This window comes from Dyella nitratireducens, from assembly GCF_014642835.1.
Classification (GTDB): Bacteria; Pseudomonadota; Gammaproteobacteria; order Xanthomonadales; family Rhodanobacteraceae; genus Dyella_B; species Dyella_B nitratireducens.
This window is the reverse complement of record NZ_BMJA01000002.1, coordinates 1073822-1085778: the sequence shown is the minus strand read 5'-3', so window position 1 is coordinate 1085778 and position 11957 is coordinate 1073822. Positions and strand designations below refer to the sequence as shown.

The window sequence follows — 11957 nt, the reverse complement described above, 5'->3', positions numbered from 1 at the left end:
TCATGCATGAAATCATCTGCCCGCACTGCGGGAAAGCATTCAAGATTGACGAGGCCGGATACGCGGATATCCTGAAACAGGTTCACGACAGCGAGTTCGAGCGGCAACTGCACGAGCGACTTGAGCTTGCCGAGCAGGACAAGCGGAATGCCATCGAGCTAGCCAAGACCAAAGTCACCAGCGAATTACAAAATGCCGCCGCGGTCAAGGATGCCGAGATCCAGGAGCTGAAGGCCAAGCTCGATGCCGGTGAAGTTGAGCGGAAGCTTGCCGTAAGCGAGGCTCTGGGTGTCGTGGAAAAGGAGCGTGACACACTCGCCAACGAACTCAAGCAGACGAAACAAGAAAAACAAGCCGCTTCCGAGCTAGCAGAGGCGAAACTTGCGAACGAACTACAGAGGGCTACGACTACGAAGGATGCTGAGATCCAGGAATTGAAGGCTAAGCTCGATGCGAGTGAAGTCGAGCGGAAGCTCGCGGTAAACGAAGCGCTGGGTGTTGTGGAAAAGGAGCGTGATGCACTCGCTAACGAACTCGAGCAGACGAAGCAAGAAAGGCAAGCCGCTTCCGAGCTAGCAGAGGCGAAACTTGTGCACGAACTTCAGAGAGCTGCTGCTATAAAGAACACCGAGATCCAAGGGCTAAAAGCCAAGCTCGATGCTATCGAGGTTGCGCAGAAGCTCGCGATCACCGAGGCAGTTAATAAGGTCGAGAAAGAGCGCGACGAACTAAAGGGCGGCCTTGAGCGGTCAGAGCTTGAGAAGCAGCTTGCCGAGAAGTCGCTTAAGGACAAATACGAGACGCAGATCAAGGATCGCGATGACATGATCGAGCGCCTCCGGGACATGAAAGCTCGCCTGTCGACCAAGATGGTTGGCGAAACCCTCGAACAGCACTGCGAGACCGAATTCAACCGCATTCGAGCGACGGCGTTTCCAAGAGCATATTTCGAGAAAGACAATGACGCGAGGACTGGCAGCAAAGGTGACTACATCTTTCGCGACTCGGATGAGACTGGCACTGAGATCGTCTCAATCATGTTCGAAATGAAGAACGAGAATGATCACACCGCGACAAAGAACAAAAACGAAGACTTCCTGAAGGAGCTCGACAAGGATCGCACCGAAAAGGGGTGCGAGTATGCAGTACTTGTCTCCCTGCTAGAACCCGACAGTGAGCTCTACAATACTGGAATCGTTGACGTATTCCACCGCTACCCAAAAATGTACGTCGTCCGACCGCAATTCTTTCTTCCAATCATCACCCTTCTGCGCAATGCGGCGATGAACTCGCTCAAGTACAAGTCGGAGCTGGCACTCGTTAAGGCGCAGAACATAGACATCACAAACTTCGAGACTGAACTTGAATCGTTCAAAGGGGCATTTGCTAAGAATTATGACATCGCCTCCAGGCGCTTTCAAACAGCGATCGATGAGATAGATAAGTCGATCGACCATCTACAGAAGACCAAGGATGCCCTGCTTGGCGCAGACCGCAACCTCCGCCTTGCGAACGACAAGGCTCAGGACGTCACGATCAAGAAGCTGACTCGTGGCAATCCGACGATGGCGGCCAAATTCGCCGAACTCAAGAATGAAAGTCCTTCCGATGCGGAGTGAATCAAATTATCCATGTCCGAAACGCGTCTTTGATACGCGGACCTATACAGTGCAGGGCGCTAGCTCCCGCCCAAATTTGGTCATTCATACAGCCGTGCGGTACCGCCGTTTAGGGCTGAAAGCAGCTCGCCACTAAAGCTCCGCAAATATTTTTGTCATGCCACGATCACCTCGACGGTAACCGGGAGGGTCATTGTGGAAAATGTCTTCAGTTATGACGAGACTACGGATCTTGGAAAGCTCACAGAAATCCCATTCGTGGCCAGGTGTAACGTGGCCACCTCGAACTTGATAGCAGCGCATAACCTCGTTACCCGCGCGTGAGATACCAACTGCACAAGGTTGAGCCTCTCGTACGATGCCATCGTATGTAAATGTAATTAAGCGGCGCCCTTGGATTGCCGCAATAATTTCGTTGCGCATGATTGCCTCCATTGCCATCTAACTACTGACTAGCCGGACGCGCACGTCCGGCTACGAACAATCACTCGGATTTACTCGGAATCCTCGGCCAATATTCCTTAGGCAACCAGCCGGCACGTGCTTTTTTTGAAATCAGCGTAATGAAGTGCCTGTGGCTACCAAATTGCTGTAATACCAATTGAGATAACATACGTGCCGGCACGGAACCGACAAGAAAGATGGTGTTGGGGATGCAATAAAACCAGTCATCGATACCTTCTATCTTGTCGAAAAAATCGGAAATTTCGTCTTGACTGACGTTCTTCAAACTGTAGGCATATAGATAGGCGTTTTTCACTCCGAGCCCTCCGCACCAAAGTCGTGCTCAAGCTGCCTTGGCTCAGGCCCTAATTCAATTCTTACGGGATCGAATACCAAACCATCTCCTTTAGACGCAATCAGATCGAGCTTTGCCAAGTCAATCTGATGAGCTTCAGATTGCAGCACTCTCGGGTTAACTCGAGCAAATCGTCTGTACTCAGCCATTGTAAAGAAGATGAGTATTGTGGCAATCACAATAAATACAATTCCCTTAGGCCACGAAATAAAAGCCCCCAGCAACAAGCAAAGAACGCCCACGGTACCGTTGAGCCATATCAACGGCGACATGGCGCTTCCCGTGTGCTTTGTCTGCAAAGCCTTTTGAAGATAGCCCGTGATGGTTTTGAGCATGCTCCCTCCCCTGCTTGTCACAGTATCCGACTAAACGTCTCTCCAAGCCACAAGCGAGCAATGAAAGGCAACGTGCACCACAATTAGTACGCAGCCCCACTTCTAACTCCATAACGTCCCCGATCGCCATAAATTGGGTTTATCGTAGATGAGCCTGTGCAATCAAGCGCCGCCATCTTCTGCTTCCAAAACACCGGCTTCCGTCAGCAATGCCTCATAAACATCAAGACGCCCTTTAGCACGAACAACCCACCAGGCAATGCCATAGGTGATTAAGAGTACCCACAGCAATAGGCAGCCAACCAAATGAACGTGCTCAAGCAGACCTTTCCAATCACCGAACGACCAATCCTTGAGCTGGAAATACAGCAGCGCCAGCAATGGCAGAATGCCAATTTTTTCCATGCCGCCGCTCAGCAGGGCATGCCGATAAATCAGCGATGCTTTTCGATCGCGAATATAGCGCAGGTGCTTGGCGACCTCTGATGCAGGATATGTCCTCAGGTCATCGACGACGTGCTGATAACGCACATAAAAACTGTCAAGCTCCGTCGCAATATCCATATATTGGCGCCTATATGCACGCCAAGCGCGATAACTGATTCGCATAAGGAACGCCAGTACGAAGGCCCACTGCAATAGCGCATCAATCTGCATAATCCGCAGACCCAGTTGATTATGTAGCAACAAATTGGTGAGTATGCTCAAGCCGCCTATGACGACCACACCGATCATTGCGTAGCGCTCGAACGGCGTCATAACCGCATCGTCTGCGTCTTGCGCGTATTCGGCAACGCGCTCTTCCAGCCATTTAAAGCTAAACGGCCGCAATGCCTCTTCAGTCGGCTGCGCGAGCCCATCCATACGGGTCCCCTGTCCCTGCCCTGCTCCTACAGTAGCCGAAATTTGTGCTTATTTCTGGTTTGGCTATGTCGGGACCTTTTGCGCATTACTATGCCGGGGCTCTGGGCAACGCTCGGAGCTTCGGATTTTTCAGCTGCCGGAAATCCTGCACTCGTCATTCCGGCGGAGGCCGGAATCCAGTTTGAATACGTCGTGCGAAGCACACAAACCCTTTATATCGTGTGCTGCGCACGCCATTTTTGACTGGATTCCGGCGTTCGCCGGAATGACGGGTGGGAAGTTTCTGGCGATTGAGACGCCTTTAAGTTCGGGGCATCGCGCCTATTCCCGCTCTACTCCTAAATAACCGAAAACACCGGCCTGCAAGTCTCAAGGCTGCCCACCTGCCCGTATCACCGCCTCATTAATCGCCCGCACCTTAGCCTCATCCACCTTTTCAACCTTGCGGTCGTAAGTAAACAAGCCATTGTGCTCACCCTCAACATCGGTGATCTGCGTATACACGCTGCCGGACATCCCCTTGAGCACACCCTTGTCGCGCAGCACAGCGGTATTGGCGACGTAGCCGGCATTCAGCGCATCACGATCCTTGACTGCGCCATAGGGATTGATCGGCGTGTTGGGCCAAACATGGCCAGGAATGCCCAAGGTCAAGCCGCCATGCTCGCCATCGATGGCAGCACGTTCTGCATCCGGGCTGGGCAAGCCGGGGCCTTGGTAGTCATGCACGTCGTAGACGTCGCCGGCGTGCGGGTCGCCCTTGGTGTCGCAGCAGTTGGCGCCGCTGCGTGCATCGACCAGGCGCGAAGGGTCGAGTTGTTTGATCTGTGCAGCCAGCTCGGCGGCGGCGGGAATGCTCCATTGGCCCCAGCCTTCGTTGAACGGAATCCAGCCGATGATCGAGGTTTCGCCCTTGAGTTGTTCGACGATGGCGGTGACATCGGCGCGGAAGGTGGCCTTGTCGGCGTCACTGAGTTTGTCGTTGCTGCCGGTCGGCATCGCCGGCATGTCTTGCCACACCATCAGGCCGATGCGGTCGGCCCAGTAGTACCAGCGCGCGGGTTCCACCTTGATGTGCTTGCGGATGGTGTTGAAGCCGAGGTCCTTGGTCTTCTGGATGTCGAACTTGAGCGCCGCGTCGGTGGGTGCGGTGTAGATGCCGTCTGGCCAGTAGCCTTGGTCAAGCGTGGCCAGCAAGAAGGTCGGCTTGCCGTTCAACACGATGCGGTTACGTCCGCCTACCTTCTCAATGGCGATGGTGCGCAGGCCGGCATAGCTGGTGACGTCGTCGCGTTGATCGCCCTGCGTGAGCGTGGCCTTGAAGGTGTATAGGAAGGGATCTTGCGGGCTCCAGAGATGGGGATGCGCAATGGCCAGGTGCAACGGTTGGCCGGCTGGCCCGTTCGCCTCGCCCACTGCCTTGCCATCCGCGTAAGCGGTGACATGCAGTGTGGCGTTCTCGCTGGGGCCTTGCAGTTTCGACGTGACGGCGAAGGCGTCCAGGCTGCTGGCTGGTGTGAAGGTCAGTTGCGCCAGGCTGGTAGCCGGCACTGGCTCCAGCCAAACCGATTGCCAGATGCCCGAAGCTGCGGTGTAGAAGATGCCGTCGGGTTTCAGCCGCTGCTTGCCGACCATCACATTGATGCTGTCCACCGGCGCATGTACGGCGACGATGATCTCCTGCGGACCTTGCGGACGAAGTGCCGACGTGATGTCCGCGCTGAAAGACGTATAGCCGCCCAAATGGTGCGCCACCTGCGTACCGTTGACGTACACCGTGGCGTCGTAGTCCACCGCGCCGAAGTTCAGGCGCACGTGCTGGCCATGCGCGGTGAAGGCAGCCGGTATGTTCATCAAACGTCGGTAAAACATGTCATCCGAATGCTTTTGCACGCCAGAGAGCACCGATTCGATCGGATACGGCACCAGCACCTGGTCTTTCAGCGTGTGCCCGAACGGCGGCGCGCCCTGTCCGTCGCTCGGCGCGTACTGCCACAGTCCGTTGAGGCTTAGCCATTGCGGATGCTCCAGCGATGGGCGCGCCAATTGGGGGCGCGGATAGTCGGGCAACGCGTCGCTGGGTGACACTTCGGCCGTCCACGGCGTGGCCAATGGCGCTACTTTGCCGTTCCAGATAGTCGTTTGATCCGGTGCTGCGATCGCCATGGATGCAAAACCCATGGCCAAGGCCATGCTTATCCAGGCGCTCGCGCGTCGTACCTTGATGTTGTTCGTCATCCGCCCTTCCCTTATTTGCTCTTGTTGGAAGCAGTGCCGTGCACTGCCATCCCGTAGAATGGCTAATTGTCCGACAAATGTCATAGTCCGATCGTCATCCTCGAATGTGGATGGTGTGTCGAGTTTTAGTGAAGACGTCTTGGGTCTTGATGAGCGCCGATTCCGCGCATGCAATTTCCGCCCTTCCGCAATGCAACAAGCATCCTGCAGCCAAAGCGCGTTACAGTTCGGCGCAGGCAACGATCGCTGAGCATCGCGTCGTCGCTTTTTTTAAAACCTCGGATTTAGATCGATCCAAAGCACAAGCTGCAACAAGGCAACTGGGGAGCGCAGTGCCATGGGCAGTGCTTGTTGGTAAGTGCCGCGCATGGATCAGGCGCTGGCGTGCGGGATGTCCATAACGGCGATGACGTCGGCACAAGGCGGCACGCGCTACGACGAAAAGAGCTTTCTGACGCAGGGCAAGGTTTCGGGCATGTGGGGCGGGTTCGACCCGTCAAGGGGGCCTGTGCAGGCGCACCTGGATATAGCCGCATAAACGGCTAAACGATCCAGGCGCGCAGGTTTCCAAGCCGGATCACCGCCCACGTCCGGCCGTGGATGGGTGGAGGCAGACGTCGCCGCCACCCCCTTCGTGGGCATCCGAGAGAGGAGCGCTTCTGATCATGAATCTCGACGCATTACGCATACGAGTTCAGACACTGCTGGCCGCTGCCAGCCTGACGGTTCTGACCGCCGCCTTCCCTTCGATAGCAGCCGAACGAACGTACCCCGCCAACCCACACACCGACGGCCCGACTGCCGTCGCCCGTGCCCGGGTTGCCGCAGACGTCTTGATGAGTTCCTACGACCCCGATAAGGCCTGGTTTCCTTCGAGTTGGTGGAACTCGGCAGTCGCCCTGCAAACGATCGGCGATTACATGCAACGCACCGGTGACCGCCGCTATCTCGGCCAATTGGACAACACCTTCGAAAAAGACCAAGGCGTGTTTCCGGCCGGCGTGTTGTCGGGTGACCCGTTGCTGGGCAACTTCACCAGCCAGGCTATCGATGACACCGAATGGTGGGGCCTGACCTGGGTAGAGGCCTATGACCTGACCGGCAACCCGAAGTACCTCAACATGGCGGTCACCATCGCCAATTACGTGTATGGCTACTGGGACACCAGCACCTGCGGCGGTGGCGTCTGGTGGAATGCCCAGCGCACCTACAAGAACGCCGTCACCAACGGGTTGTGGATACGGCTCACCGCCGAATTGCACAACCGGATTCCGGGCGACACGCTGTGGCTGTCCCGATCCAGCACCGCCTGGGCATGGTTTCAGGGCAGCGGCATGATCAACGCCAACGGCCTGGTCAACGACGGCCTCACCAACGCCTGCACCAACAACGGCCAGACCGTGTGGACCTACAACCAGGGCATGGCGATAGGTGCCGGCCTGGAATTGTGGCGTGCTACGCGAGATCCGCAGATTCTGGCGAGTGTGCGGCGCCTGGCCGACGCTGCGATCGGTCCGAACGCACTGGTAACCGATGGCATCCTGACCGAAAGCTGTGATGCCACCAACCAGACCTGCGATGACAACGGCAAGCAGTTCAAGGGCATTTTCATGCGCTACTGGACCGATCTTGTCGACACCACACACGATCCTCGGTACGCGGCCTTTCTCGAGCAGCAGGCCGAAAGCATCTGGAACAACGATCGCGACGCCGCCGGCCGGCTCGGTACCCGCTGGTCCGGCGCCACCAACGACAACAACCCCAATGTATTCGACTGGCACACGCAGGCGAGCGCGCTCAGTGCATTGATCGGCGACGTGCCCAAGTTGACGCCGTGGGAATCGCTGGCCGCCACCATGTCCCCGGCGCAACCGGTGATCATGCCGCCCGCATCGGGCGACACGTCCATCGCTATCGATCTTGGCGTCTCGGCAACCGGGTTTTTCCCGCTGCAAGCACGCGCCTCCATCGATGCACCCTCGGGTTGGAGCACTTCTCCGCAAACCACTCAGGTGCGCTTGCAGCCGCACGGCATCGCTAATCCAGTAAGCAGTACCACTCCGCTACAAGTCACCGTGCCGAGCTCGGCGACGGATGGGCATTACATGGTCACCGCGAACGTGACGGCGGCCGGAATGAACTTCACCACCCAGGCTGACGTACTGATCGCGCACAAGATCGACTTCGACACCGGCACCGTCGACGAAACTCCGTGGCTGTTCGATCCCGACGGCTCGCAAAGCAACGGTGTGCAAAACCGTTTCGCCGATGGCACCACTCACTTCACCTATCTATTCCCCTTCCCCGTCGATACCACCTCGGCGCAAGTCACCCTGACGATCGACAACCAATTCCTGGTGCAAGTCAGCACCGACAACGAGACCTGGACGACCGTGCTGGAAGAAGACCAGCATGTCCACGACGGCTCGAACAAGGCCGCCCGCACCATCGACCTGACACCGTATCTCGGCAACGCCAGCAATGGATCAAAGCCGATTTACCTGAAAGTGTCAGATTCCTTCCCCAGTGAAGGCTGGGGTGGGCGCGTGTATCACGTGACGGCGAATATCGTCGAATAGTTCTGTCGGTGCCTCCGTCCTTGGATATGCGAGGACGGAGGCTGAGGCGTCCCCACTTCCGGCAAGAATCAAATCCCGCGTTGATAGTGTTTCAGAGCGAGTCGTCATTCCGGCGAAGGCCGGAATCCATCGCCAATACGAAGCATGGATTCCGGCCTTCGCCCACTGCTGTCCGGGGAAAATTTTGCTTGTTCTAGCGACTTGGCTAAAAGACTCGTCGTCCCGGTGAACGCCGGACGTAGCGCGAAGCGCGGAGAACGTCCGAATGGACGGCCCCGAAGGGGTGAGCGAAGCGAATCACCCAGCGACTTGCAGATCGTCAAACACACTGGGCCCCGGCGTTCGCCGGGGCGACGAATCGGTAGCGTTGAATGGGCTAGCAAACATAGAGGCTTCGGTTGAGTGGCAGATGCCTGTCTAGAGTGCGGCGAATTTTCCCAGGACAGCAATGAGCCTTCGCCGGAATGACGTTGAGGCAAGGCAGGCTTTTTCGCGTCAAGCGGCGCTTCGGAAACCCAAAATTGAAGATTTATCAGGGACGCTTGTGCGGCACATATGAAGCATATATATTTCGTATATGAATCATATCGAGTGATCCCATGGGCATCATCAACATCGACGACGACCTGCACGATCAGCTACGGCGCGCCTGCACCGTGACCAGCCGATCCATCAATGCGCAAGCCAACTTCTGGATCAAGGTCGGCATGCTTTGCGAGATGAACCCGGAGCTTAGCTTCCAGGAAATCGTCGCCAAAGAATTGCGCGCGGCCGGTGTGAAGCCGAAGCCATTGCGATCGGGACGTGTGTGATCAAAAGTACCGCCGAGCTTGCGTTGATGGCCGAAGCCGGCGCACTGCTGGCTGACGTGTTTCATGCACTGGGCCAGCTGAAACTGGAAGGCCAGAGCACGCTGGAGATCAACGACTTCGTTGAGCGCATGATCATCGATGATCTTCAAGCACGACCAGCGAGCAAAGGACAGTACGACTTTCCTTATGTGCTGAACGCCTCGATTGACGACGTGGTCTGTCATGGCATGCCTTCGGAAAACGATGTGCTGCGCAGCGGCCAGATTGTCAACTTCGATATCACGCTGGAGAAGAACGGTTACATCGCCGATTCCAGCACCACCTATTTGGTTGGCGAGGTGGCTTATCCAGCGCGGCGACTGGTATCGGCCACTTACAATGCCATGTGGAAAGGCATCGCCGCGGTGCGCCCGGGTGCGCGTCTGGGAGACATTGGCCATGCCATTGCGCATTACGCGCGGGCTCAAGGCTACAGCGTCGTCAAGGAGTACTGCGGACACGGTATCGGCCGCGAGATGCACGAAGATCCGCAGATCCTGCACTACGGTCACCCCCATACCGGGCTTGAGCTTAAAGAAGGCATGGTTTTCACGATCGAGCCGATGCTCAATCAGGGAAAGGCGGCGGTTCGCTCATATCCCGATCAATGGCCGGTATATACCCGCGACGGGAAACTGTCGGCGCAGTTCGAGCATACCGTCGCTGTCACCCGTACAGGCGTGCGTGTGCTGACCCTGCGGCCTGGCGAGACGCCACCATGCAAAATGGAGTGATGTCACCACTCAACACGCCGACTATTCGCCCCACCGATGAATTCCTCCCTCCATACCGGTCATATCTCATAGAAGACCAACCTGGAGGAACATCGCATGTCCACTTTGACCGGCAAGAACATCGTAGTCATCGGCGGCAGCCGCGGCGTGGGACGGCACATCGTCGAGGCAGCTCTCGGCAGTGGTGCGCGCGTACTTGCCGTGGCGCGACACGAACAGCCTCTCCACCAATTAAGCCAGGAGTGCCCGGGCGTAGAGGTACTGGCGCTCGACGCTTCCGATGAACACGCTCCCGCCAAGGTATTTGGCGTTGTTCGTCCGGATATCCTCGTCTTGTGCGCTGGCGCATTCCCACCTGTCGCCCCGCTGCACGAGCTGAGCTGGCAGGCGTTTGCCGTCAATTGGGAAGCCGATGTCAAAATGGCCTTCCACTTCTGCAAGGCAGCGCTATCCCTGCCCTTGCCTGCAAGCAGCGCCGTGATCGTGATTGCCAGCGGTGCCGCCATCGGCGGCTCGCCGATTTCGGGCGGGTATGCCGGCGCCAAGCGTACGCAGCTATTCATCACCAACTACAGCCAGAAGGAATCCGATCGGCTTGGCCTTGGCGTGCGATTCATGTCGCTCGCGCCGCGCATCATGCCGGACACGGAACTCGGGAAGTACGCCATCGCAGGCTATTCACATTACCTTGGCATACCCGAAACCGACTTCATTCAAGGCATGGGGCCTGCCCCCAGCGCTGACAGCGTGGCCAACGCGGTGATCGAGCTGACGACGAACCCGGATTCTCTCAAAGGCAATGCGTTTATCGTTTCCGGCGCAGGGCTGGAAGCCATACCCTGAAAACAAGCAGCATGAATACCCGCACATCCCATCACGTGTCAGGCGGAGGCGCATGAACGCGACGTTTGAACAGCTTGCCGAGCCCTTTCGCCAGGAACTCAAGCGGCATTGCTACTGCATGCTTGGTTCAGTGCATGAAGCCGAGGATCTCGTCCAGGAAACCTACCTGCGCGCCTGGCGCAGCTTTGACCGCTTCGAAGGGCGCGGAACGTTCCGCGCATGGCTTTATCAGATCGCTACCCATGCGTGTCTCAATGCGCTTGCCAGCCGCAAGAGCAAGCAGCGCTTGTTGCCAGATCAATGGTCCCCTGCAGCTACAGACATGCCCGACGGCGTAGCGCGAACCGATGTGGCGTGGCTGGAGCCTTATCCGGATGCCTATCTTGAAAGCATTGCCGACGAATCGGCGGGACCGGAGGCCCTCTATGCGGGCAGTGAAGTGGTGCGACTGGCGTTCGTCGCCATTATCCAGCAATTACCGCCACGTCAACGCGCGGTGTTGCTGTTGTGCGATGTGCTTGGCTGGTCCACCCAGGAAACCGCCGAACTGCTCGGCAGCTCACCCGCTGCGGTCAACAGCGCCAGGCAGCGTGCGCGGGAAACACTCGCGCAGCGCTATCCGGACGGCCTGCCATCGACAACACCCTCGTCGAACCCTGCCGAACAGGAGCTTCTCAGCCGCTATGTGCGTGCATGGGAGGCACGTGACCTCGATGGCTTCGTGGCGCTTCTCAAAGATGACGTCACTTACACCATGCCGCCGTTTTCGCAGTGGTATGCAGGCCGCGCAGAAGTACATGCTTTCTTTGCATGGGCCTGGACACACTACGACGGCTTTCGCCTGGTTCCGACAGCGGCCAACCGGCAGCCCGCGTTTGCCGCTTATTTCCGTGCACGTGCTGATCCATTATGGATGGCACACTCGATCCACGTGCTCGCGCTCGTAGGCAATGCGATTTCGAGTTTGACGTTGTTTATGAAGCCTGCTGGCCCGCAACTGTTCGGGGCGTTTGGACTTCCGTTGACATTCACCAACATGGATTCCCGCTTCCGCGGGAATGACGGTCCGCTCTGAAACAGCATCGATTATTAGCG

The 11957-nt window shown here is 57.2% G+C and carries 12 protein-coding genes; 7 read left to right on the top strand and 5 right to left on the bottom strand.

Annotated features, from left to right (window positions below):
- The first annotated feature begins 2 nt into the window (after window positions 1-2).
- Complete coding sequence (locus IEX75_RS15660; protein ID WP_229720864.1) at window positions 3-1619, top strand: DUF2130 domain-containing protein; 1617 nt, start codon at window positions 3-5, stop codon at window positions 1617-1619.
- Between the two features lie 132 nt (window positions 1620-1751).
- On the opposite strand, the gene IEX75_RS15655 is transcribed toward IEX75_RS15660, so the two are convergent.
- The 5 genes from IEX75_RS15655 to IEX75_RS15635 form a co-directional block, all read right to left on the bottom strand.
- A complete protein-coding gene (locus IEX75_RS15655; protein ID WP_188795283.1) occupies window positions 1752-2042 on the bottom strand; it encodes a hypothetical protein in 291 nt (96 codons plus the stop codon).
- A 61-nt stretch (window positions 2043-2103) separates the two neighbouring features.
- Window positions 2104-2379, bottom strand: coding sequence for a hypothetical protein (locus IEX75_RS15650; RefSeq protein WP_188795281.1), 276 nt, complete (start codon window positions 2377-2379; stop codon window positions 2104-2106).
- The gene (locus IEX75_RS15645) at window positions 2376-2753 is read right to left on the bottom strand and encodes a hypothetical protein (protein WP_188795279.1); all 378 of its coding nucleotides are present in this window, start codon (window positions 2751-2753) and stop codon (window positions 2376-2378) included. The genes IEX75_RS15650 and IEX75_RS15645 overlap by 4 nt, the downstream gene beginning before the upstream one ends.
- Before the next feature lie 162 nt (window positions 2754-2915).
- Window positions 2916-3617, bottom strand: a complete 702-nt coding sequence (locus tag IEX75_RS15640; protein WP_188795277.1) for a hypothetical protein — start codon at window positions 3615-3617, stop codon at window positions 2916-2918.
- Between the two features lie 369 nt (window positions 3618-3986).
- A complete protein-coding gene (locus IEX75_RS15635) occupies window positions 3987-5855 on the bottom strand; it encodes a glycoside hydrolase family 2 protein (protein WP_188795274.1) in 1869 nt (622 codons plus the stop codon).
- Between the two features lie 367 nt (window positions 5856-6222).
- On the opposite strand from IEX75_RS15635, the gene IEX75_RS15630 reads away from it, so the two are divergent.
- The 6 genes from IEX75_RS15630 to IEX75_RS15605 all read left to right on the top strand — a co-directional run bounded on the left by IEX75_RS15630 (window position 6223) and on the right by IEX75_RS15605 (window position 11937).
- Window positions 6223-6393 carry a hypothetical protein gene (locus tag IEX75_RS15630; protein WP_188795272.1) on the top strand — a complete coding sequence of 57 codons (171 nt, stop codon included), beginning with the start codon at window positions 6223-6225 and terminating at the stop codon, window positions 6391-6393.
- Window positions 6394-6520: 127 nt separating this feature from the next.
- On the top strand, window positions 6521-8434 hold the full coding sequence (locus IEX75_RS15625; RefSeq protein ID WP_188795270.1) for a glycoside hydrolase family 76 protein: 1914 nt from the start codon (window positions 6521-6523) through the stop codon (window positions 8432-8434).
- A 599-nt stretch (window positions 8435-9033) separates the two neighbouring features.
- Window positions 9034-9246: a ParD-like family protein gene (locus IEX75_RS15620; RefSeq protein WP_188795268.1), complete on the top strand. Its 213-nt coding sequence runs from the start codon at window positions 9034-9036 to the stop codon at window positions 9244-9246.
- The gene (gene map, locus IEX75_RS15615) at window positions 9243-10019 is read left to right on the top strand and encodes a type I methionyl aminopeptidase (protein ID WP_188795266.1); all 777 of its coding nucleotides are present in this window, start codon (window positions 9243-9245) and stop codon (window positions 10017-10019) included. The genes IEX75_RS15620 and map overlap by 4 nt, the downstream gene beginning before the upstream one ends.
- 96 nt (window positions 10020-10115) lie before the next feature.
- Window positions 10116-10862 (top strand): SDR family NAD(P)-dependent oxidoreductase, encoded by a 747-nt coding sequence (locus IEX75_RS15610; RefSeq protein ID WP_188795264.1) that lies wholly within the window; start codon window positions 10116-10118, stop codon window positions 10860-10862.
- Window positions 10819-11937, top strand: a complete 1119-nt coding sequence (locus tag IEX75_RS15605) for a sigma-70 family RNA polymerase sigma factor (RefSeq protein ID WP_268236485.1) — start codon at window positions 10819-10821, stop codon at window positions 11935-11937. The genes IEX75_RS15610 and IEX75_RS15605 overlap by 44 nt, the downstream gene beginning before the upstream one ends.
- Window positions 11938-11957: the final 20 nt, after the last annotated feature.